Source organism: Mycobacterium sp. ITM-2016-00316 (assembly GCF_002968335.2).
Lineage (GTDB): Bacteria > Actinomycetota > Actinomycetes > Mycobacteriales > Mycobacteriaceae > Mycobacterium.
In genome coordinates, this window is record NZ_CP134398.1 from 4,804,923 (window position 1) to 4,826,306 (window position 21,384).

At 68.2% G+C, this 21,384-nt stretch carries 22 protein-coding genes and 1 pseudogene; 11 read left to right on the forward strand and 12 right to left on the reverse strand.

From position 1 onward, the window contains the following. Positions 1-151: 151 nt before the first annotated feature. From C6A86_RS23090 to cobF, 8 genes and pseudogenes are all read right to left on the reverse strand, one after another. Positions 152-631, reverse strand: a complete 480-nt coding sequence (locus tag C6A86_RS23090; protein WP_199196121.1) for a hypothetical protein — start codon at positions 629-631, stop codon at positions 152-154. 54 nt (positions 632-685) lie between these two features. After that, the gene (locus tag C6A86_RS23095) at positions 686-1,435 is read right to left on the reverse strand and encodes an SDR family oxidoreductase (protein WP_105362482.1); all 750 of its coding nucleotides are present in this window, start codon (positions 1,433-1,435) and stop codon (positions 686-688) included. A gap of 41 nt (positions 1,436-1,476) precedes the next feature. Beyond that, a complete protein-coding gene (locus C6A86_RS23100) occupies positions 1,477-2,700 on the reverse strand; it encodes a threonine/serine exporter ThrE family protein (RefSeq protein WP_233212930.1) in 1,224 nt (407 codons plus the stop codon). Continuing rightward, positions 2,693-4,207: an MFS transporter gene (locus tag C6A86_RS23105; protein WP_311100883.1), complete on the reverse strand. Its 1,515-nt coding sequence runs from the start codon at positions 4,205-4,207 to the stop codon at positions 2,693-2,695. Before C6A86_RS23105 ends, C6A86_RS23100 begins: the two co-directional genes overlap by 8 nt. 10 nt (positions 4,208-4,217) lie before the next feature. Beyond that, the gene (locus C6A86_RS23110; protein ID WP_233212838.1) at positions 4,218-4,691 is read right to left on the reverse strand and encodes a zinc finger domain-containing protein; all 474 of its coding nucleotides are present in this window, start codon (positions 4,689-4,691) and stop codon (positions 4,218-4,220) included. Between the two features lie 183 nt (positions 4,692-4,874). After that, positions 4,875-5,072, reverse strand: a pseudogene (locus C6A86_RS23115) (DNA-formamidopyrimidine glycosylase family protein); the annotation flags it as partial. A 156-nt stretch (positions 5,073-5,228) separates the two neighbouring features. Continuing rightward, on the reverse strand, positions 5,229-5,624 hold the full coding sequence (locus C6A86_RS23120) for a phage holin family protein (protein ID WP_105361562.1): 396 nt from the start codon (positions 5,622-5,624) through the stop codon (positions 5,229-5,231). 135 nt (positions 5,625-5,759) lie between these two features. After that, positions 5,760-6,509, reverse strand: a complete 750-nt coding sequence (gene cobF / locus C6A86_RS23125) for a precorrin-6A synthase (deacetylating) (RefSeq protein WP_105361563.1) — start codon at positions 6,507-6,509, stop codon at positions 5,760-5,762. Positions 6,510-6,623: 114 nt separating this feature from the next. Here cobF and C6A86_RS23130 point away from each other — a divergent pair, with 114 nt between their 5' ends. The 3 genes from C6A86_RS23130 to C6A86_RS23140 are packed head-to-tail and all read left to right on the forward strand — an operon-like array spanning position 6,624 to position 9,145. After that, entirely contained in the window at positions 6,624-7,817 is a 1,194-nt protein-coding gene (locus C6A86_RS23130; RefSeq protein WP_105361564.1) for a diiron oxygenase, read from the forward strand. Positions 7,818-7,867: 50 nt separating this feature from the next. Beyond that, positions 7,868-8,749, forward strand: coding sequence for an LLM class flavin-dependent oxidoreductase (locus tag C6A86_RS23135; RefSeq protein WP_105361565.1), 882 nt, complete (start codon positions 7,868-7,870; stop codon positions 8,747-8,749). 24 nt (positions 8,750-8,773) lie between these two features. Then, complete coding sequence (locus C6A86_RS23140; protein WP_105361566.1) at positions 8,774-9,145, forward strand: nuclear transport factor 2 family protein; 372 nt, start codon at positions 8,774-8,776, stop codon at positions 9,143-9,145. A gap of 2 nt (positions 9,146-9,147) precedes the next feature. Here C6A86_RS23140 and C6A86_RS23145 read toward each other — a convergent pair whose 3' ends face one another. Then, positions 9,148-10,290 carry an ROK family transcriptional regulator gene (locus tag C6A86_RS23145; RefSeq protein WP_311100884.1) on the reverse strand — a complete coding sequence of 381 codons (1,143 nt, stop codon included), beginning with the start codon at positions 10,288-10,290 and terminating at the stop codon, positions 9,148-9,150. A 99-nt stretch (positions 10,291-10,389) separates the two neighbouring features. Here C6A86_RS23145 and C6A86_RS23150 point away from each other — a divergent pair, with 99 nt between their 5' ends. Further along, the gene (locus tag C6A86_RS23150) at positions 10,390-11,610 is read left to right on the forward strand and encodes an MFS transporter (protein WP_105361856.1); all 1,221 of its coding nucleotides are present in this window, start codon (positions 10,390-10,392) and stop codon (positions 11,608-11,610) included. On the opposite strand, the gene C6A86_RS23155 is transcribed toward C6A86_RS23150, so the two are convergent. Next, on the reverse strand, positions 11,597-11,989 hold the full coding sequence (locus tag C6A86_RS23155) for a DUF5709 domain-containing protein (protein ID WP_105361855.1): 393 nt from the start codon (positions 11,987-11,989) through the stop codon (positions 11,597-11,599). The two genes, C6A86_RS23150 and C6A86_RS23155, sit on opposite strands and share 14 nt — an antisense overlap. Positions 11,990-12,041: 52 nt before the next feature. Here C6A86_RS23155 and C6A86_RS23160 point away from each other — a divergent pair, with 52 nt between their 5' ends. Beyond that, positions 12,042-12,503: a nitroreductase/quinone reductase family protein gene (locus C6A86_RS23160; protein WP_105361854.1), complete on the forward strand. Its 462-nt coding sequence runs from the start codon at positions 12,042-12,044 to the stop codon at positions 12,501-12,503. Here the strand turns inward: C6A86_RS23160 and C6A86_RS23165 are convergent. Continuing rightward, positions 12,484-13,761 carry a glycosyltransferase gene (locus C6A86_RS23165; protein ID WP_199196060.1) on the reverse strand — a complete coding sequence of 426 codons (1,278 nt, stop codon included), beginning with the start codon at positions 13,759-13,761 and terminating at the stop codon, positions 12,484-12,486. The genes C6A86_RS23160 and C6A86_RS23165 overlap by 20 nt on opposite strands. A 200-nt stretch (positions 13,762-13,961) precedes the next feature. Between C6A86_RS23165 and C6A86_RS23170 the strand changes: the two genes are divergently transcribed. From C6A86_RS23170 to C6A86_RS23195, 6 genes are read left to right on the forward strand one after another with little or no spacing between them, the layout of a single operon-like run. Then, on the forward strand, positions 13,962-15,077 hold the full coding sequence (locus C6A86_RS23170) for a polyprenyl synthetase family protein (protein WP_105361853.1): 1,116 nt from the start codon (positions 13,962-13,964) through the stop codon (positions 15,075-15,077). Beyond that, complete coding sequence (crtI, locus tag C6A86_RS23175; RefSeq protein WP_105361852.1) at positions 15,077-16,588, forward strand: phytoene desaturase family protein; 1,512 nt, start codon at positions 15,077-15,079, stop codon at positions 16,586-16,588. Before C6A86_RS23170 ends, crtI begins: the two co-directional genes overlap by 1 nt. Positions 16,589-16,601: 13 nt before the next feature. Continuing rightward, positions 16,602-17,573, forward strand: coding sequence for a phytoene/squalene synthase family protein (locus C6A86_RS23180; protein ID WP_105361851.1), 972 nt, complete (start codon positions 16,602-16,604; stop codon positions 17,571-17,573). Beyond that, the gene (locus C6A86_RS23185) at positions 17,570-18,280 is read left to right on the forward strand and encodes a class I SAM-dependent methyltransferase (protein WP_105361850.1); all 711 of its coding nucleotides are present in this window, start codon (positions 17,570-17,572) and stop codon (positions 18,278-18,280) included. Before C6A86_RS23180 ends, C6A86_RS23185 begins: the two co-directional genes overlap by 4 nt. Continuing rightward, positions 18,277-19,812 (forward strand): FAD-dependent oxidoreductase, encoded by a 1,536-nt coding sequence (locus C6A86_RS23190; protein WP_311100885.1) that lies wholly within the window; start codon positions 18,277-18,279, stop codon positions 19,810-19,812. Before C6A86_RS23185 ends, C6A86_RS23190 begins: the two co-directional genes overlap by 4 nt. Next, positions 19,809-20,879, forward strand: a complete 1,071-nt coding sequence (locus C6A86_RS23195) for a DUF5914 domain-containing protein (RefSeq protein ID WP_311100886.1) — start codon at positions 19,809-19,811, stop codon at positions 20,877-20,879. The genes C6A86_RS23190 and C6A86_RS23195 overlap by 4 nt, the downstream gene beginning before the upstream one ends. On the opposite strand, the gene idi is transcribed toward C6A86_RS23195, so the two are convergent. Beyond that, entirely contained in the window at positions 20,803-21,348 is a 546-nt protein-coding gene (gene idi, locus C6A86_RS23200) for an isopentenyl-diphosphate Delta-isomerase (protein ID WP_105361447.1), read from the reverse strand. The two genes, C6A86_RS23195 and idi, sit on opposite strands and share 77 nt — an antisense overlap. Between the last annotated feature and the right edge of the window lie 36 nt (positions 21,349-21,384).

Consider the following 21,384-nt stretch of genomic DNA (forward strand, 5'->3'; position numbering starts at 1 on the left):
ACCTATTGTTAGGAAAACCCAACACTCTGTCAAGAAAATGACCCAGGATGCCCATCCGAGGCGCACGGGCCGCGGCCCGAAATGCGCGAAATGGCTGCCCCGGACGTACCGGGAGCAGCCATTTCGTGAACTTCGAGAGCGTGTTTACGTCTTAGGGAGCGGGGATCGTGGCACACCCGATACCCGGGATGCAGCCACTGGCTCCACCGGGGCCTGCGCTACCGACCGGGCCGCCGGGGATCACTCCGCTGGCACCGTCGGGACCGGCAGTCCCGCCCGGGCCACCCGGGATCGAGCCGGTGGCACCCTCGGGGCCGGCCGAACCGCCGGGACCACCCGGAATCACGCCGCTGGCGCCTCCGGGACCGGCTTCACCGGCCGGGCCACCGGGGATCGCACCTTCGGCGCCACCGGGTCCGGCCTCACCAACCGGGCCACCGGGCACCGCGACATCGACGCCGCCGGGACCTGCGGTGCCGACCGAGGCACACGGGGTGCCGTCGGCGTTCCAGCACGGCGGCGGCGGCGGCGGGGGTGCGGGGGTCGCGCCGGCCACGGGCGAGAAGGCGATAGCCGCGCCCATGGCACCGGCGAACAATACGGGCGTCATCTTCGTCAGTTTCACCATCATGCAAGGACGGTTACCACCCGCTGAGACGACATAAACATCCCGCAGACGAAGCTCTCAGGCGAAGCGTTTGGTGTACTTCGGCGGCAGCAGTCGCATGATCTGCGTGATCGGCGCCCACGGCCAGGACGGCACCACGGCGCGCCCCTTTTCCTTCTCGATGGCCTCGACCATCTTGCGGACACCGGTCTCGTTGTCGACCATCAGCAGGGTGGTCGCCGACTTCGCGGTCATCTCGGACTCGATGTAGCCGGGCTCGATGACGGTGATCCGGATGGGCCCCTTGTCGTACTCGGCGCGCAGGGATTCCCCCAGTGAGGTCATTCCGGCCTTGCTCGCGCAGTAGGCCGCCTTGCCGCCGGGCACCCCGGTGTTTCCGAGCACCGAGGAGATCAGCACGAGGTGTCCACCGCCGGACTTCTTGAACATCTCCAGTGCGGTCTCGATCTGCACCATGCCCGAGATCAGGTTGGTGTTGATGGTGGCCTTGTTGGCCCACGGCTTACCTTCACCGAGCGGCCAGCCCTTACCGATTCCCGCGTTGACGATGACACGGTCGATACCGCCGAGTTCGTCGGACAGTTCGCCGAACACCCGCGGGATGGCCTCGTGGTCGTCGACGTCCAGCGCAGCGATGGCGACCTTGGCATATGGGTGCTTGTCGAGGATCTCGGCGCGCAGTTCTTCGAGCCGCTCGACGCGGCGGGCACACAATGCCAGGTCCCGGCCCTTGGCCGCGAAGGCACGCGCCATGCCGGCGCCCAGGCCCGAGCTTGCACCGGTGATGAGGATCTTCTGGCGGGTCATGGCAGCAGGATAACCGAGTTATACATCTTGGGAGCAAACCCTCACAGCTCGGTCGTCGATTCGGGATCCGTTCCACGGCGCGCAATCGCGTTCCAGGCCGCGAATCCGCTGGTGAATCCCAACGCGATCGACATCATCGACACCAGCATGACCGTGATCGCCGCACTGCCCTGCCCTGACGCCAGTGCGGCGACCCCGATCATCCCGATCGAGCTGGGCACCAGCAGCCAGAACCCGGGGGCGAGCATCACCTGGGCCACCGGTGTCATCGACAGTCTGCTGAGCGCCAACGCGCAGAGGATCAGGATCAGCCCGCCGCCGAAGCCGCTGACATACCCGCCGAACGCCGCGTTGGTCAGCACCTGGGCGCCGTACGCGGTGAACAGGACCAGCATCAGCCACGGGGCGAAGCCGCGGGGCGGCCCGAGGTGCAGCGTGATCCCGACGGCGTACACGGCGACACCCAACCAGGGCGCCCAGCTACCGAGCGTGTTGACGGGGGCATCGGCGAGCTCCGACCAGGACAGCCCGAGCAATTGGACGGCCAGCAGGATCCCCAGCGCCAGTTGTGCCAGTCGCATCAATCCGGCCATCAGCCGCGCCGATCCGGACACCATCTCACTGGTCGACGATTCGATGACCGCCAGCGTGATCGCCACCCCGGGCAGGAACAGCGTCAGCGGCGCGATCAACACCCGCAGGCTGTCATGGCCCATGTGCAGCAGCCGCCCGAGACTGAAGGCGACATAGGTGACCAGGAATGCGCTGAGGACCGGCAGCAGTTGGCGCAACGCGGCATTCTTGCGGGTCGCCAGCTCCAGCAGTCCGACGATCAGCCCGAACCCGGTGGCGGCGATCAGCGACACCACCGTCGGTTGCAGGATCAGGCCGTAGGCGGCGCTTTGCAACCCATAGCCGATCACCCCGACCCAGCCGGGGAAGCGCCGCGGCAGCGCGTGGATGCGATCCAGCTCGGCGATCCCCTCGACCGGGTCGACCCGGCGGCGCTGGGCCTGCTCCACCAACTCGCCCAACGGGAAGGTCTGGTCGTAGCGCAATGCGGCACCACGCACCACCGTGGTGTGGTGCCGGTCGCCGGCCTGGATGAAGTTCGGCAGCACCAGCACCGGGCAGTCTGTTTCCTGCCGGGCGGCCACCCGCTCGAGAGCATGGCGCACCATCGTCACCGGATAGTCCGCGCTGAGCATCGCCGAGCCGAGCCGGGCGATGAACTCGATGGCGGTGGGATCGTCGTTGTCAGGCACGGGCAGGCCTCATCAGGATCAGCGCCGCCACGATGGCCGCCAGCGGCACCGCGGTCAGCGTCCAGCCGAGCGTATGGATGGCGTCGATCATGCTCGCGTGCGCGCCGTCGACCACCTCACGGGCCCGCTGTGGGTCCAGCACGTTGGTGCCCGCGGCCGAACCGGCCCCGCCGTGGGCCGCCCGCAACGCCTCGCGCGCCTGCTCTTCGCTGATCCCGCTGCCGGCGAGCTTGCCGGCAGCGGAGTGCACGAAGACGCTGGTGCCGATCAGCGCGAACAGCGCCGGCCCCATCGAGTACGCCGCTTGTCCGACAGCGCTTTTCACCGCGGCGACCGCGCCGCTCAGCTCCACCGGCGCGGTCTGCAGCATGACGGTGGCCTCGATGGTCTCGACGACGGCCGCGCCGACGGCGTTGAAGGCCACCGCCGCGAACAGCAACCACAGTGAGCTCTGCTCGCCGAGCCGGGTGACCACCAGCAGTCCCGCGACCAGCAACACCAGCCCGCCGACGAGCACGCCGCGCTGCCCCAGTCGCACCGCGGCCCGGCCGGCCGCCGCGGCCGCGACGGCCGACAGCAGCGCGGCGGGCGCCATGAGAAGACCGAGCACAGTGGGTGATTCGCCGCGGACGGCGACGAGGTAGAAGGCCAGCAGGACCGTCACGCCGCCGCTGAGGAAGTTGAAGGCGATGCCGGCGAAGACGGCGGCATTGAACGGCCCGGAGGAGAATATGCGCAGATCCAGTGCGGGGCTGGGCGTGCGTCGTTCGAAGATCACGAAGGCGACCGCGGCGACCAGCCCGACGGCCAGCGACCCGATCACGCCCGCGTTCAGACCGCTCTGCAGCCGGGAAAGCCCGAAGACCGTCCCCGACAGTGCGACGGCCACCAGCAGCAGACCGACCACGTCGAGTCGGCGCTCGGCGCGTGGTGTCTCCGGCACGTACCTGCGCACCATGGCCAGCGCGATCAGCGCCAGGACGGGGGCCACCAGAAAGCAGGTGCGCCAACCGAAGTGTTCGGCGAGCAGTGACCCAATCGCCGGCATCGGCACCGCAGCGACGAACCCGGCCCCCAGGTGCAACGAGATGGCGGTGGCCCGGCGCTCGGGCGGGAAGACGACGTTGACGATGGCCAGCGCCAATCCCAGTTGCAGGGCGAATGCCAGTCCCACCCCGGCGCGGGCGGCGATCAGCACCCCGGCGTTCGGCGCCGAGGCGGCCAGCACACCGAACACGACCGTGCCCATCAGGCCGAGCGAGAACATCCGCCTCATGCCGTACTTGTCCCCGAGTGCGCCGGCTCCGAGCACGCCCGCCGCCAGGGACAGGGTGGCCACGCTGGCGACGAAGCTGGCGGTGCCCGGCGACAGCTCCAGCCCGTCCCGGACCGCCGAGATGTTCGCCGACAGGATCACCGGATCCGCCGCGGTGATGCTGGCGCCCAGGCCCGTCGCCACAATCGTCATCGTCGCGGCGGTGCCGGACACCACGTGCGGACGGGTCACGGCTGGAAATCTACTTGAGCAGACGCGACATTCTGCGATCTGCGAGCACTTTGCCGCCGGTCTGGCATGTCGGGCAGTACTGGAACGACTTGTCCGCAAACGACACCTCGGCCACCGTGTCCCCGCAGACGGGGCACGGCAGCCCGGTGCGGGCGTGCACCCGCAACCCGGAACGCTTCTCCCCTTTCAGCGTTGCGGCCTGCTGGCCCACCGAACGCGACACCGCATCGGTGAGTACCGAGGACATCGCGTCGTGCAGGTCGGCCAGTTGCGCGTCGGAGAGTTTGTTGGCGGTCGCGAACGGCGACAGCTTCGCCACGTGCAGGATTTCGTCGCTGTAGGCGTTGCCGATCCCGGCGATCACCTTCTGATCGGTGATGACGTTCTTGATGCGGCCCCCATGACCGGCCAGCACCTCGCGCAGCCCGTCGGGATCCAGCGCCAGCGCATCGGGTCCCAGGCCGGCGATCTGCGGGATGTCCATCGGGTCCCGGACCACCCACACCGCCAGGCGTTTCTGGGTGCCGGCCTCGGTCAGGTCGAAGCCCTGCGAGTCGCCCAGGTGCACGCGCAGCGCGATGGGGCCCTTACCGGGTTTCAGCGGCGTCGGCGACAGCTTGTCCGACCAGCGCAGCCAACCGGCCCGCGACAGGTGGGTGATGAGGTAGAGCTCGCCGACCTGCAGACCGAGGTATTTGCCCCACCGAGCCGCCCCGGTGACGTCGTGTCCGTGCAGCGCGGTGACCGGCGGGTCGAAGGTTTTGAGCACCGACAGGGCGGAGATGTCGACCCTGCCGACGGCCTTGCCGACGGCATGCCGGCGCAGGTGATCGGCGAGCGCCTCCACTTCGGGCAGTTCGGGCATGTCACCAGTGTGACTCGAGTGTCGCCCGGGCGGGCACCGATATCGTCTCCCGTGTGCGCGGGTGTGCCGGAGCGCCGGCCGAGCAACGCGCGGCGGGCCACGGGCAGTTAGAACGCCGCCGATCCCGGGGCGATCGCGGCGACGGGGCCTGATCCGTTACTGCACAGCCTTTTTCGCATCACCGGCCACCAGGGACAGTAGCCAGCTGACGATGGACAGCACGATCGCGGCCCAGATCGCGGTCCACCAGAAATCCTCGATGAACAGGCCCCAGTGCGTGGTGTGTTCGGTGATCCACGAGGTGATCCAGAGCATCAGGGCGTTGATGACGATGTGGATCAAGCCGAGGGTCAGGATGTAAAGCGGTATCGAAATGAACTGCACGATGGGCTTGATCACCGCATTGACGAGCCCGAAGACCACCGCGACGACGAAGATGATGCCGGCCCGTTGCAGGGTGGAATCGCCCCCGAGGATGCTGACGCCGGGCACCACGAGGGTCACCACCCACAACGCGACTCCGGTCAGTGCGGCGCGCAGCAGAAAATTCATGCGGTTGCCTCGCAGGCTCGGCTACCGCATGCCGTCTGTCGATTCGCTCCGCAAGCTTCGCTCATGCGGTTGCCTCGCAGGCTCGGCTACCGCATGTCGTCTGTCGATTCGCTCCGCAAGCTGCGCTCATGCCGCTCAGTCTGCCGTGCGCAGCAGGTAGATGTCCATGATCCAGCCGTGCCGTTCCCTTGCCGCGGCGCGCATTTCGGCGATCTGCTCACCCACCTCGCCGACGGTGCCGTGGACGAGCAACTCGTCGGGCGTGCCGAGGTAGGCACCCCACCAGATCCGGGTGTCGGGCAGGGTACGCAGGAACGAACATTCGCCGTCGAGCATCACCACGGCCGCCCCGTGCACACCCTCATCCCGCAGCCGGCGACCGGTGGTGATGAGGACGGCCTCGCCAATATCGTTGAGCGGGATGCGATGCCGCGCGGTGAGCGCCTGGATGGCGGTGATGCCGGGAATCACGTCGAAGTCGAATTCCACATGCTCGGCGACGCGGTCCAGGATGCGCAGCGTGCTGTCATACAGCGACGGGTCGCCCCAGGCCAGGAATGCCCCGACTCCGTCGGGGCCGAGTTCGGTCTCGATGGCCCGCGCCCACAGCGCGGCGCGCGCGGCGTGCCAGTCGCTGACGGCCTGCTCGTAGGCGGGCCCGTCGGTCGCCGGGGCCCTCTTGGGGTCCGGCAGTGCGACGAACCGGTAGCCGGGTTCGTCGATGAACCGCTCGCAGATGAGCCGCCGCAGTGCGACCAGATCGTCCTTGGCGTCGCCCTTGTCCATGGCGAAGAAGACCTGCGTGTCATTGAGCGCCGAGATGGCCTGCGCCGTCACGTAGTCGGGATCGCCCGCACCGATACCGATGACATGAATTGTGCGCACCCGCGAAGGCTAGCGGGGCCACCGCAGGAGAGAATTACCCAGTACCGCGGGTATTGACTACCGCTGGTATCGAACGTAGCTTCAAGGCTCACGCACCATTCGAGGGAGTCGACGATGACAGCTTCGGTGAAGACACAGACCACTCGCGCGGAGTTCGCCGAACGCCTGCTCAAGGGGTCGGTGCGCAAGTCCTACGAACCCGTCGTGGATATCGACTGGGAAGCGCCGCTGGATCCGGACAAGTTCTATCTGCCACCCAAGGTGGTGTCGCTGTACGGCACGCCGATCTGGGAGGCGATGAGCCGGGCCGAGCAGATCGAACTGTCCCGCCAGGAACTGGTGAACACGCTGTCAGCCGGCATCTGGTTCGAGAACATCCTGAACCAGGCACTGCTGCGCAAGATGATGCACCAGGACCCGACCGCGGCCACCACCCACTACGAACTCACCGAACTCGGCGACGAGACCCGGCACATGGTGATGTTCGGCAAGGCCATCGCCAAGGTCGGTGCCGATCCGGTGCGCCCCAGGCTCTATCAACGCATCGCCATCAACGCCCTGCCGTTCGCGTTCCGCGGGTCGGTGCTGTGGGTCGCCGCGCTGATCGGCGAGGAGATCTTCGACTCGCTGCAACGCCAGATGATGGACGATGACGAACTGCAGCCGGTGGTGCAGCGCCTGATGCGCATCCATGTCACCGAGGAGGCCCGCCACATCCAGTTCGCCCGCGACGGACTGCGCAAGCGCATGCCGACGATGTCGCGCGCCAAGCGGATGTGGGTGGGCAACCTCAACGGACTCGGCGGACCGTTCTTCCGGTTCCTGTTCACCAACAAGGTGCAGTATCACCGGGTCGGCCTGGACGGCCGGGCGGCGCGGCGGATGGCACGCCGGTCCCCGCACCGCCACCAGGTGCAGATCGCGGGCTTCGCCCCGCTGGCCTCGTTCCTGGAGGAGGTCGGCCTGATGGGCCCGATCGCGCGGCGGATGTGGCGGCGCAGCGGATTCCTGCCCGGCGGTGCGGTACAGCCGGCCGGGCGCGCCGAGATCGAGGAATCCGAGGACCTCTATGACGGACCCGCCACCATCGAGGGCCGGGTGTCCCGGGTCCGACTCACCGGCCACCTGGACCCGATCGATGGTCAGTACCACTGGCAGGGAACCGTTTTCGAGGCGCTGCCCGATGACGCACGCAATCCCCTGTCCATCACGATCGAAAACCGGTCCGCGTCGGCCCGGTTCACCGAACGCAGCCAGCAGGGTGGCTACTCGATCGCCGGCGTCGGCGTTCCGCCCTTCCCGCGGTAGCTCAGGTCATTCCATGCCACAGAACTAGAACGTGTTCTAGTATCGGCGTCATGCGGTTCACCTATGCGGAAGCCATGACCGATCCCAAGTACTACATCCCGTTGGCGAAAGCCGCCGACGAGGCCGGGTACCACGGGATGACCATCGCCGACAGCGTCGCCTACCCCAAGGTCTCGGACTCGACATATCCCTACACCGAGGACGGCAACCGCGAATTTCTCGACGGCAAGTCGTTCATCGAGACCTTCGCGCTCATCGGGGCATTGTCCGCGGTGACGACGAAACTCCAGTTCAACGTCTTCGTGCTCAAGCTGCCGATCCGGCCGCCGGCGCTGGTCGCCAAGCAGGCCGGTTCGCTCGCGGCGATGTTCGACAACCGCCTCAACCTCGGTGTAGGCACCAGCCCGTGGCCGGAGGACTACGAGATCATGGGCGTGCCGTACGCACGCCGCGGTAAGCGGATGGACGAGTGCATCGACGTCATCCGCGGGCTCACCTCCGGTGACTACTTTGAGTATCACGGCGAGTTCTACGACTTCCCGTCCTTCAAGATGACCCCGGCGCCCACCAAGCCGATCCCGATCCTGATCGGTGGGCACGCGGACGCCGCGCTCAAGCGCGCCGCGCGCAACGACGGCTGGATGCACGGTGGCGGCGATCCCGCGGAGCTCGACCCACTGCTGGCCAAGCTGAAGAAGTACCGGGAGGAAGAGGAACGCATCGGCCTGGCCGACGAGTTCCAGATCCACGTCATCTCGATCGACGGTTTCACCCTGGACGGCGTCAAGCGCCTGGAGGACAAGGGCGTCACCGATGTCATCGTGGGCTTCCGGATTCCTTACATCATGGGACAGGACACCGAGCCGCTCGACGACAAGATCCGCAACTTGGAGTGGTTCGCCGAAAATGTGATCGCCAAGGCCAACGGGTAGCTCCTCGGTGGGTACCCGGTACCCATGACGGACAATCTGGTCGACTCACTGCTGGACATGGAACGCGCGGGCTGGGACTCGTTGTGCGACTCCACCGGATCGGAGTTCTACGGCGCGACGATGCTCGCGGACGCGGTCATGGTGCTGGCCAACGGGATGGTGATGGACCGCCGGACCGTGGTGAACGCGCTGTCCGAATCACCGCCGTGGCGCACCTACGAGATCAGCGATGTCCGGTGCATCCCGATCGACGACGCCAACGCGGCACTGGTCTACACCGGCACCGCGTGGCGCGACGGCGCGGAACCCGCGTTCCGGGGCGTCATGTCGAGCGTGTACCACCGCACCGGTGACGCGTGGCGGCTCGCGCTCTATCAGCAGACGCAGGTGCCGTGAGGTCAGGCGCTCTGCGCGTCGATGGCCGCCACGCTGAGCACCTGATCGAGCACGATGGTGGCGGTGCCGACCGTGGCCGACCGGTCACCATGAGCCGCCGGACGCACCCGCAGCGCACCGGTGGCCTGCGCAGTCGCGTTGCGGTACAACGTCTCCCGTAGTCCCGCGACGAAGATCTCGTGCACGCCGGCCATATCGCCGGCCACCACGATCAGCGCCGGGTTGAGCAGGTTGACCGCCGGGGCGATGCCCTCCCCCACATAGCGGCCGCTGTCGCGGACCATCCGGCGGGCCTCCGGGTCGCCGTCATTGGCGAGTTCGGCCACATCGCGCAGGTGCCGCACCGGGCGCCCCTGCTGCTGCAGGGCGCGCACGATGGCCCAGCCGCCGGCGACCGCCTCCAGACAGCCCGTGTCACCGCAGCGGCACGGAACATCCTGTGCGGCAGGAATCTTGTTGTGCCCGAACTCGCCTGCGGCCTGACCGGCTCCGCGCAGCAGCAGGCCGCCGGCGATGATGCCCGCGCCCATCCCGCTGGAGGCCTTCAGCACCAGCACATCGTCCTCGTCGCCGCGTTCGGCGAGCGCGATGGCGTTGGCGTCGTTGTCGAGCACCACCGGCGTGCCGGTCAGGGACGGCAGCGAATCGAAATACGGCCGCAGCGCCACGCCGTCCCAGCCCCGCAGGATGGCCGATCCGCAGCTGCAGCCGCGTTCGGCGTCCACCGTGCCAGGCAGGCTCAGACCGACCCCGTAGACCGGCTCACCCGGGAACTGTTCGAGCAGCACGTCCAGGCCCTTGACCACGTCGGGCATCAGGTCGTCGGGGCCGAGCGCGACCTCCTGGTCGATATCGGCCAGCGCCAGAACGGTGCCCGCGAGGTTGCACACCGCGAGCCGGGTGCGGCTGATGCCGATGGCCACCGAGAGCACCACACCGGCGTCGGCGTTGAAGCTCAGTTGGGTGGCCGGACGGCCGCCCGTAGAGGCCGCCGGTTGGCATTCGACGACCAGCCCGGTCTCCAGGAGCACCGCCAGTCTTGCGCCCACGGCGGTGCGGGACAGTCCGGTGCGCGCGGCGATCTCCGCGCGGGTGATCTCGCCTTGCCCCCTGATCAGGGCAAATGTCTCACCGACGCTGGTCACGCCTTCGATTTCACCATGAATACGTAAGTTTCGCCACTTTCAACCGAAAAGAGCAAAACTAAGTTGTCGCTACGACCTAAGTCGTCCTACGCTGAACCGGTGACACCCAGCCTCGAACGCCCCACCCGCCCGCAGTCCGTCATCGCCACCGATCCCACGGTCCGATGGCTGGCCGTGTTCGCGCTGGCCCTGGGCGGTTTCGGGATCGGCACCACCGAATTCGTCGCGATGGGGCTGCTCCCCGATATCGCGGCCGGCTTCGGCATCAGCGAACCGACGGCGGGCCATGTCATCTCCGCCTACGCCCTGGGGGTGGTGGTCGGTGCGCCGACCATCGCCGCGCTGACGGCCCGCGTGCCGCGCCGCGCCCTGCTGCTCGGGCTGATGGTGGTCTTCACCCTCGGCAACCTGGCCAGCATGGTCGCCCCGACCTACGCGACGCTGGTGATCGCGCGGTTCGTCGCCGGCCTGCCCCACGGTGCGTTCTTCGGGATCGCGGCGCTGGCCGCCGCCCATCTGATGGGGCCGCAGAACCGGGCCAAGGCCGTCGCGCACGTGCTGTCCGGTCTGACGGTCGCCACCGTGCTCGGCGTACCGATCGCGTCCTGGCTGGGCCAGGGCCTGGGCTGGCGCAGCGCCTTCGCGCTCGTCGTGTTCATCGGCGTGCTCACCGTCATCGCGCTCTGGTTCTGGCTGCCCGATCAGTTACGCACCATGCACGTCACCAGCCCGCTGACCGAGCTCGGCGCGCTGCGCCGCCCGCAGGTGCTGCTGGCCGTGCTGGTCGGCATGATCGGCTTCGGCGGCATGTTCGCGGTCTACACCTACATCAGCACCACGATGACCGATGTGTCCGGGCTGTCCCGGACACTGGTTCCGGTGGCGCTCATGGTCTTCGGCCTCGGCATGGTCGTCGGCAACCTGGTCGGCGGACGGCTGGCCGATATCTCGGTGATCCGCGCGCTGTACCTGTCGCTGGGCCTGCTCGGCGTGCTGCTCGCGGTGTTCGTGGCCGCGGCGCACAATCCGTGGACCGCGCTGCTGGTGCTGTTCGGCATCGGCGCCGCCGGTTCGGCCGTCGGCCCCGCCCTGCAGACCCGGCTGATGGACGTGGCCCAGGATGCGCAGACGCTGGCCGCCGCGCTGAACCATTCCGCGCTCAACATCGGCAATGCGACCGGTGCGTGGGTCGGCGGCCTGGTGATCGCCGCAGGATTCGGCTACACCGCCCCGGCCGCGGCCGGCGCCGTGCTGGCCGTGGCCGGGCTGGCGGTGCTCACCGTCTCGGTATTGCTGGGCAGGTCAGCTACTCCTCGATGACGTGGACCGCGGCCTCCTCGGCCGACGCCGCGCCACCGTCGATACCGACGTCGCTGCCCAGCAGATCGGACTCGCTGTCCTCGCCGAAACCGGCATCCGGTGCCACCAGCCGGCCCGAACGACGGGCCCCGACCTCGTCATCGCCGAACTGCTCGTCGGGGATGGCATCACCGTCGAGGAGTGCCGGATCCGGCTGCTCGTCGGCCAGCCGCTCATCCAGCGATTCGTGCTCGCGCGGCTCCTGCCAGCGGTCGGGCGGTGAATATCCCTCGTCGAGCACGTCGTCGACGCCGCGATCCACGAGGGTGTCTTCCTGGGAAAGCTGGTCCTCGTCGTCGATGCTGTAGCCCTCGGCCTCTTCCGGCGTCTCTGCACTCATGCCACAACGATGTCACTGCAGCGCGCAGACGGCCACCCGTTACGGTGGACAGATGACCGACTGGGCCGACGAGCATCTGGCGATGTACCTCGAATCCGGCGGGGCCAAGGGCCACATCCTGGACCTGAGCGAAGGGGGCGGCCGCGCCTTCACCACCAACTGCCTGATCCGCTACCGGGGCCGCACGTCGGGCCAGACCTATGTCAAGCCGCTCATCTACGGAAACTTCGGCGGCGAACTCGTCGTGGTGGCCTCCAAGGGCGGCGCCGACGTTCATCCGCAGTGGTACAACAACATTCGGGCGAGTTCAACGGTCGACGTACAGGTCGCCACCCAGGCTTTCGAGGCGAGCTGGCGTGAGCTCGAGGATGAGGAGCGACACGAAGCCTGGTCGTATATGACCCACCTGTATCCGCCGTACATCACCTATCAGCAGTCGACGAGCCGCCGGATTCCACTGGTGGCGCTGGCCGTCGGCCGACCGATCGATATCTTCACGCAGCACAGCGCTTGAGCGCATTGGCAATGGCATCGATCGGTGTCGTCGCTTCGATCGCTCGTTGTATCCGCCGTCCCGCCGCCCGGTAGCGGTCATCGCACAGAACGCGGTCGACGGCATCACCGATGGCGGCGGCAGTGGGCATGGAGGTGCCCAGATCCACCCCGACGCCGGTGTGATCGACGCGGGCGGCCACCTCCGCTTTGTCGGATGTCTCGCCGGCGACCACCAGCGGCACCCCGTGACTCAGCGCGTACTGCACACCGCCGTAGCCGCCGTTGGTGACCATGACATCGACGTGTGGCATCAGCGCCGGATACGGCAGCCAGTCCGTCACCCGCGTGTTCGCCGGTATGGGGCAGGTCAGAGTCGCATCGGCGCGCGCGGTGGTGACCACCACCAGGAGATCGTCCCGATCACCGAGAGCCGCCAGCGTCGGCGAGATCAGCTGGTCGAGGTCGGTGTTGTCGAATGTCCCCTGGGTGACGTGCACGACCGCCCGGGCCCGCTGAACATCGGACCACCATTCCGGTAGTTCTCTGTCTCCCTTGTTTTTCGCGGCCAGGACCGGGCCCACGAACTCCACCGTCGGTGGCAGATCCGAACGCGGGTACTCGAACTCCTGGACCGACAGCTGGACCACCGCGTCGGCCAGGCGGGGCCAGTCGCTGATGAACACCGGGGCCGGACGGGAACCGGCGCTGCGCAGTGCGCGGTCGAACCGGCGCTGACTGCCGCGCATGATGACGCGGTGGGCGACGGCCGTCATCGGCCGATAGTCGACGCCCGTTTCGGGTTGCCACGCCATGCCGAAGGGCGGGATGTCGGCGCTGGAGAGGGTCAGCGGTCCCACGTTGCACACCAGCACCGGAGGCCGTGGCCCCTCCTGCAGCAGCAGGGGTAGCGCACCGGTGAAGGTCACGTCCGCCAGCACGGCGTCAAAGGTGTCACCCTGCAGCGCGGCACGCAGAGAACGGGCCTCCGCGGCAAGCGGTCTGGCAAAAACGGTGTCCAGTTCGGCGCGCCCCAACCAGAACCGCCGCAGTTGCGCCGGGACACGACGCAACACCGCGGGGGCAGCCGACGGCGGATCGATCTGGATGTCCTCGGGCAGGGCGAGTACGGGCAGCCCGGCCCTGCGTGCCAAGTCGCCGAACCCCGAGCCGGTCAGCAGGGTGACATCGTGCCCGAGTTCCCGCAGCCCCGTCCCGATATCGATCATCGGCAACACGTGACCCCGAATCGGGCTGACGGCAAGCAGGTATCGCGCCAATCCACTTCCTTCGCTCGGGACACCCCTGGTGCCCTGTTTGCTCCCCGCTCAAACCGAGCATCACCTGCACCACGCTACCCACTGAATATCGTTGTGCCGGAGACCCACTGCGAGCCCGTCACCGTCGGGGGGTGGGTGCCGTCCGGGCAATGCCGTCACTCGCCGCTTAGAACCGGAAAAAGTGGGTACATTCAAGATCGATGGCAGCACGAACCGAGGCCGCGACTCAGCCACCCGTCGTCGCCGGCTCGACAGACTCTCCGTGGCTGACGCCGTTGCGCGACCGGGTGCTGGCAGCCGTGGCCGACTTCCTGGACACGCGCTGCAGCGACGCCCTGCACGGCGCCCACGTCGATATCGCCGAAGGAGTCCTGCGCGGCATGCTGGCCGAAGGCAAGTGCGTGCGCTCCAGTTACCTCTATCTCGGCTGGCAATGCGGTGCCCAACCTTCCGAGGCGACGGTGCGGGCGGCGGCGAGCCTGGAATTACTGCATGCCTTCGCACTGGTCCAGGACGATGTGATGGACGAGTCCGATATGCGGCGCGGACGTCCGAGCGCTCACCGCGCGTTCGAGCGATGGCACCAGGAGCGCGGTCTGCCCGGATCATCGGCCCGATTCGGCGAGTCCGCCGCCGTCCTGCTCGGCGATCTGTGTCTGGTGTGGGCGGAGCAGATGCTTCGCGAAAGCGGTGTGGGTGCGACCGCACTGGCACGCGCCTGGCCGCGGTACGACGCGATGCGCACCGAACTCGCGGTCGGACAGTTCGCCGATCTGGTCAATGACAGTGCGGGGTTTCCCAGCCTCGCCGACGTGCTCGACGTCGCGCGCCGCAAGTCCGGCAACTACACGGTGCGCCGGCCGCTGGAGATCGGCGCCGCACTCGCCGGCTGTGATGACACGGTGCTCGCCATGCTGGGCCGCTACGGCGGCGCGATCGGTGAGGCCTTCCAGCTCCGCGATGACCTGCTGGGGGTCTTCGGCGCACCCGCGACGACCGGCAAGCCCACCGGTACCGATCTGATCGCGCGGAAGGCCACGACCGTGGTGGTCGCGGGATACGAACTGGCATCCGGCGCCCAACAGCGCCAGTTCAAGGAATTCATGACGGCCGACCATCTCAGCTCCGATGACGTGACTCGGTGGCAGGCCCTGATCTCGGAGGTGGGAACGGTGAACTGGATAGAGGACATGATCGGCCAGAGACACACGGCGGCGGTCGAGGCGTTGGGTAGCCTCAGCCCGAACGAACTCGATGCCGGCGCCCGGTCGGCGCTCATCACCATGGCCTCGGCCTGCACCGAGCGGGCGGCCTGATGCGCACCGTGCCCGGACGGACCGAGAACGTGGTCGTGGTGGGTGCCGGCCTGTCGGGGCTGTCGGCGGCGCTACACCTGGCCGGACGGGGACGGCGGGTCACCGTCGTCGAACGTGGCTCCCACCCCGGTGGGCGGGTCGGCCGCGCCGATGTGTCCGGGTACCGCATCGACACCGGACCGACGGTCCTGACGATGCCCGACATCCTCGATGAAGCCTTCGCCGCGGTCGGAGAATCCACCGCGGACCGTCTCGACCTGATGCCCGTCGACCCCGCCTACCGCGCCTCTTTCGCCGATGGCAGCAGCCTGGACGTGCACAGCGATGTCAACGCGATGGCCGCCGAGATCGAGCGGTTCGCCGGACGCGCCGAGGCCGACGGATACCTGCGGCTGCGGGAGTGGCTGACCCGGCTCTATCAGCTCGAGTTCGACGGGTTCATCGGTTCGAACTTCGACTCGCCGCTGTCCCTGCTCACCCCCCAGCTGGCGAAGCTGGCGGCGATCGGCGGTTTTCGGCGGTGGGAGCCGATGGTGCGACGGTTCATCACCGACGAGCGGCTGCTGCGGGTGTTCACCTTCCAGGCCCTCTATGTCGGGGTGCCGCCCAAGCGGGCACTGGCTGCCTACGCCGTCATCGCCTACATGGACACCGTCTCCGGTGTCTATTTCCCGCGGGGCGGTATGCGTGCCCTGCCCGACGCGTTGGCCGCCGCCGCGTCGGACGCCGGTGTCGAGTTCCGCTACGACGCCAAGGTTTCCGAAATCGAGCGGTCCGGATCGCGGGTCACCGCGGTGCGTACCGACACCGGTGAGCGGTTCGCGGCAGACGCGGTCATCCTCACCACAGAGCTGCCCGACACCTACCGGTTGCTCGGACGCACGCCCCGTCGTCCGGCCCGACTGCAGCCGGCGCCGTCGGCGGTGGTCGCGCATATCGGTTGCCGCGCTTCCGCTTCCGCGGATGCCGCATCGCATCACACCATCCTGTTCGGCAACGAATGGGACCGGACGTTCGATGAGATCATCGATCAGGGCCGGCCGATGGTGGACCCGTCGCTGCTCGTCACCCGCCCGACCGCCGGCGATCCGACCCTCGCCCCGGACGGCCGGGACCTGCTCTATGTTCTTGCACCGGCTCCCAATACCGATGTCGGGGGCAAGGATTGGGATAGCGACCGCGCCGACTACACCGCGCAGATGCTGGACACCGTCACCGCACGGCTCCCGCACCTCGGTGAGGATCCCGAGATCCTGCACGTCGTGACACCCCGGGACTGGGCCCGTCAGGGAATGATCGCGGGCACCCCGTTCGCGTTGTCCCACACTTTCGGTCAGACCGGGCCGTTCCGGCCGGCCAACACGATTCGCGGTATCGACAATGCGGTGCTGGCCGGCTCGTCCACCGTGCCCGGCGTCGGCATCCCGACCGCCATCGTGTCGGGTCGCCTGGCCGCCGACAGAATCACCGGAGTCGTAACACCGACCCGCGCACGGACTGTGACTCGATGATGGGGGCCAGCACATGATCCACTCCGAACTGGATGCGGCGGGGGTACAGGGGGCGCAACTGCGGGCGGCCTACCAACGCTGCCGGGCGCTCAATGCCGCCCACGGCAAGACGTTCTTCCTGGCAACCCGGTTGTTGTCGCCGCGGCAACGCCCGGCCGTGCACGCGCTCTACGGTTTCGCCCGGCGGGCCGACGACGTGCTGGACGGATTCGACGATCGCACGACCACCGAGCGCGCCGACGAGTTACAGGGGCTGGCCGACGCACTGCACAGCCGGTTGGTGATGAACCGCGTGGAAGGTGACGATCCGGTGCTGGATGCGGTCGTCGACACCGCCCGCAACTACGGTCTGGAGTGGCAGCTGTTCGACGACTTCCTGGCCTCCATGCGGATGGATCTCACCGTCACCGACTATCCCGACCGGGCTGCACTGGACAGGTACATGTACGGGTCCGCCGAGGTGATCGGCCTGCAGTTGTTGCCGGTGCTGGGCACCGTGGTCTCCCGCGCGGAGGCGGCCCCGCACGCCGCGGCCCTGGGAAAAGCGTTCCAGCTCACCAACTTCCTGCGTGATATCGACGAAGACCTCACCCGTGGGCGGGTGTACCTGCCCGCCGATGAACTGGCCCACCACGGCGTGGACCGCGAGGTGCTCACCTGGTGCCAGCAGAACCGCCGCACCGACCCGCGACTGCGGGCCGCCCTGGTCGAGCAGCACGCGCTGACCCGGGGCATCTATGACCACGCCGAACGCGGTATCCCGTTGCTGGAGCCGCAATCCCGGCCGTGTATCCGGGCGGCCCTGACGCTGTACTCAGAAATCCTCGACCGCATCGAGGAGATGAACTTCGAGGTCTTCAGCCATCGTGCGACAGTATCGAACCGCCGCCGCCTGCAGGTCGCAGGCCGTGGACTGATCGATGCATGGCGCGCCCGCGCCCGCCACAAGGGGGAACCGCCGGCGGGCAAGGCCGATGCCGCATGAGCACTACGCAATACAATGTTCCCGAGGCCTTCGACGCCGGCGCAGGCGCCTATGACGGGTTGGTCGGCGCCAACCCGGGCTACCACCGACACCTGCGGCTGTCCGCCGAGCGCATGCGCCTACCCGACGGCGGCCGAGGGTTGACACTGCTCGATATCGGCTGCGGCACAGGAGCTTCCACTGCTGCGCTGCTGCATGCGGCGCCGCACGCGCGCATCGTGGGCGTCGACGGTTCGGCGGGAATGCTCGCCTGTGCCCGCTCGAAGACGTGGCCCGCCACGGTGTCATTCGTGCAGAGCCGCGCCGAAGATCTGGCACAGGCCGGTGTGAGCGGGCCGTTCGACGGGATCCTGTCCGCCTATCTGGTCCGCAATCTGCCCGACCCCGACCCGGTGCTGCGCGCGCTGCTGGCCCTGCTGAAACCCGGTGGCATCTTAGCCGCGCACGAATACTCGGTGCGTGACTCCCGCCGCGCCACCGCGATGTGGAATCTGGTGTCGTGCGCCGTCATCATCCCGGCCGGAAAGATCCGGACCGGCGACGCGGAGCTGTACCGATACCTGCGCCGCAGTGTCAACGACTTCGACGGCGCTGCCCGGTTCCGGGAGCGGCTGCAACACAACGGCTTCGTCGATGTCCGCAGCGAGACCATGCCGGGGTGGCAGAACGGGATCGTGCACACCTTCCTCGGCAGGGCGGCGTCGTGAGCGATACCCGCCGGGTCCTGCACCCCGCGGCGCCGGGCCTGCCGCACGCCGCACAGCTACCCGACCGTCCCACGGTGGCGGTCGTGGGCGGCGGTATCGCCGGGCTGAGCGCGGCGGCCGCGCTGGCCGAGCGCGGTGTCCAGGTGCATCTTTTCGAGCGGCAGTCCTATCTGGGCGGGCGGGTGGGCGGTTGGACCGAGACCCTGCCGGATGGCTCGCCGGTGGCGATGAACCGCGGCTTCCACGCCTTCTTCCGCCAGTACTACAACCTGCGCAACCTGCTTCGACGCATCGATCCCGATTTGTCCATGTTCAGCCCGCTGGACGACTATCCACTCGTCGATGCGAATGGCCGACGCGACACCTTCCGGGGGCTGCCACGCACACCACCCTTCAACGCCATGGCATTCGCGTTGCGTAGCCCGACGTTCCGGCTACGCGATCTGGTGCGCCTGGACGCGAAGGCGGCGGCCCCACTGGCGGCGGTGTCGGTGCCCGAGACCTACTGGCAACTCGACGACATCGACGCCGAATCCTTCCTGCGGGATATCAACTTTCCCGCGGCGGCCCGGCATCTGGCGTTCGAGGTGTTCTCCCGCAGCTTCTTCACCCGGCCCGAGGCGCTGTCGGCTGCCGAGTTGGCGACGATGTTCCACATCTACTTTCTCGGCTCCAGCGAAGGCCTGGTATTCGACGTCGCTGCGGCGAACTTCGATGTCGCGCTGTGGCAACCGCTGGAGCGGTATCTGCGCGGCCACGGCGCCCAGATCTACCTGGAGACCGCGGTCCGCAGCGTCACCGATGACGGCGACGGCTCGTTCACGGTGACCGACGACTCCGGTGCCACCGTCAGCGCAGACGGCGTGGTGCTGGCCACCGAGGTGCCGGCACTGCAACACATCGTCGCCGCATCTCCGGGCCTCGGCGACAGCGAATGGCGCGGCCAGATAGGCGATCTCGGGTCGGCTGCTCCGTTCGTGGTGCGTCGGCTCTGGCTGGACCGCCCGGTGAACGACGACAGACCTGCCTTTCTGGGCACCGGCGGGTTGCCGCCGCTGGACAACATCAGCGTGCTGAACCGCTACGAGAGTGAAGCGGCGTCCTGGGCGCGGCGCACCGGGGGCTCCGTGGTGGAACTGCACGCCTACTCCGTCACCGAGGACACCCCGGAGTTGCGCAGCCGACTGGACGCCCGACTCTACGAGTTGTACCCGGAGACCGCAGCGGCCGGCGTGGTCCACGAAAGCACGTTGTGCCGCAGCGATTGTCCGCGCCTGGGCCCGGGGGATTTCGCGAACCGGCCCACCGTGGCGACGTCGCAGGACGGACTCGTGCTGGCCGGTGACGGTATCCGGATCGATCTGCCGGTGGCGCTGATGGAGCGTGCGGCAACCACCGGCCTCGCCGCGGCCAACACCCTCCTGGGGCGCTTCGGCGTGCGGGGCCACGATCTGTACACGGTGCCGGTACGCGGGCGCTCTGCCGTGCTGCGGGGCCTCGCCGACCGGGTGGAGGGGCGGGTGCGGACATGAAAGCCTGGCCATTTCAACTGCTTCCGCGCCTCGAATGGAGCCGACAGCGACCGACCTTCGGTCAGGCCGCGCCCTCGCTGATCGCCGCCGCGCTGGCCAGGTCCCAGCGCAGGCCCAGCGGGAACTGGTATGTGGTCGGGGCCAGCACCGATGTCGCGGGCACGCCGTTCGGTGTGACGGTCGCCGGGGCCGAACTGGTGTGCTGGCGCGATGGCGAAGGCGGACTCCACGCCGGACCGGCGCGGTGTCCGCACCTGGGCGCCGATCTGTGCACCGCAGCGATCGACCGCGGCCACCTGGTCTGCCCGTGGCACGGATTGCGACTGACCGGCCGGGGACGGCCGGACTGGCCCACCCTGCCGGTGTTCGACGACGGTGTGCTGGTGTGGGTTCGGCTGGATCGGATCGGCGGCGAGCAACCCACCGAGTCCCCGATTCTGTCAGCCCGCCCTGATGGTCCGCGAATCTCGGCGGTTGCCAGCATGTCCGGCGCGTGTGAACCGGCCGATATCATCGCCAACCGAATGGACCCGTGGCACGGCGCCTGGTTCCATCCCTATTCGTTCGCCCAGCTGGAGGTATTGAGCGCGCCGGCTGAGGATCCGGATCTGGCCGAGGACGAGGACCGGTTCCTGGTGGCGGTCACATTCCGGATCGGCCGGCTCGGGGTGCCGGTGATCGCCGAGTTCACCAGCCCCGAGCCACGGACACTGACCATGCGCATCATCGACGGTGAGGGCAGCGGTAGCGTGGTCGAAACCCATGCGACCCCTAACGGCCGCGGGCCGGACGGCCGCCCGCGCAGCACGGTGATCGAAGCGGTCGTCGCACACTCCGACCGTCCCGGGTTCGCGCGGGCGCTGCCGGCGCAGTCGTTGATCGTGCCATTCATGCGCAAGGCGGCCCATCGGCTGTGGCGTGACGACCTGGAGTACGCCGAGCGCCTGCAGGTGGTGAACCGTCAGGACGCCGATGGCACAGCGGATTTGCTCAGGCCGCCGGCCGAGCCCAGCCCGGCAGATCCGCAGCCTCCAGCAGTGGTACCTGATCCTGCGCCCAAGGGCTGATCGCCCAGTCCAGGGCGGCGGCGGAGCGCACCTCGCTCCAGTCGACCCACACCATGTCCATGACCTCACGCGGCTCCGGTGCAAGCGCACCGTCGATGAGCGCACAGAAGACCGGGCATATCTCGTTCTCCACGGTGCCATCGGCGGCGCGGGCGCGGTAGCGGAATTCCGGGAGCACGCAGTGCACATCCCGGATCGCCACGCCGAGTTCCTGGTAACCGCGCCGGTGCACGGCGTCGACGATCGCTTCACCGGGAGCGGGATGGCCACAGAAGGAGTTGGTCCACACTCCGGGCCAGGTCTGTTTGTCCAGCGCGCGACGGGTCAGCAGGACGCGGCCGGATTCGTCGAACAGGTAGCAGGAGAATCCCAGGTGCAACGGGGTATCGGTGTGGTGGACGGCGGCCTTGGCGGCGCTCCCGATCATGTTGCCTGCATCATCGAGCAGGACGACCTGCTCCTCCGGGATCGCATTCACAGTGCTGGAGATAGCCGGTGGGAACGA

Excerpts from the sequence above, each read along its gene's own strand:
- C6A86_RS23130 (WP_105361564.1), top strand. The coding sequence starts at position 6,624 with ATGACAGCTTCGGTGAAGACACAGACCACTCGCGCGGAGTTCGCCGAA.
- C6A86_RS23195 (WP_311100886.1), top strand. The coding sequence starts at position 19,809 with ATGAAAGCCTGGCCATTTCAACTGCTTCCGCGCCTCGAATGGAGCCGA.
- C6A86_RS23160 (WP_105361854.1), top strand. The coding sequence starts at position 12,042 with ATGACCGACTGGGCCGACGAGCATCTGGCGATGTACCTCGAATCCGGC.
- C6A86_RS23180 (WP_105361851.1), top strand. The coding sequence starts at position 16,602 with ATGATCCACTCCGAACTGGATGCGGCGGGGGTACAGGGGGCGCAACTG.
- C6A86_RS23110 (WP_233212838.1), bottom strand. The coding sequence starts at position 4,691 with ATGGACATCCCGCAGATCGCCGGCCTGGGACCCGATGCGCTGGCGCTG.
- C6A86_RS23120 (WP_105361562.1), bottom strand. The coding sequence starts at position 5,624 with ATGAATTTTCTGCTGCGCGCCGCACTGACCGGAGTCGCGTTGTGGGTG.
- crtI (WP_105361852.1), top strand. The coding sequence starts at position 15,077 with ATGCGCACCGTGCCCGGACGGACCGAGAACGTGGTCGTGGTGGGTGCC.
- C6A86_RS23095 (WP_105362482.1), bottom strand. The coding sequence starts at position 1,435 with ATGACCCGCCAGAAGATCCTCATCACCGGTGCAAGCTCGGGCCTGGGC.
- C6A86_RS23135 (WP_105361565.1), top strand. The coding sequence starts at position 7,868 with ATGCGGTTCACCTATGCGGAAGCCATGACCGATCCCAAGTACTACATC.
- C6A86_RS23090 (WP_199196121.1), bottom strand. The coding sequence starts at position 631 with ATGATGGTGAAACTGACGAAGATGACGCCCGTATTGTTCGCCGGTGCC.
- C6A86_RS23170 (WP_105361853.1), top strand. The coding sequence starts at position 13,962 with ATGGCAGCACGAACCGAGGCCGCGACTCAGCCACCCGTCGTCGCCGGC.
- C6A86_RS23155 (WP_105361855.1), bottom strand. The coding sequence starts at position 11,989 with ATGAGTGCAGAGACGCCGGAAGAGGCCGAGGGCTACAGCATCGACGAC.
- C6A86_RS23185 (WP_105361850.1), top strand. The coding sequence starts at position 17,570 with ATGAGCACTACGCAATACAATGTTCCCGAGGCCTTCGACGCCGGCGCA.
- C6A86_RS23140 (WP_105361566.1), top strand. The coding sequence starts at position 8,774 with ATGACGGACAATCTGGTCGACTCACTGCTGGACATGGAACGCGCGGGC.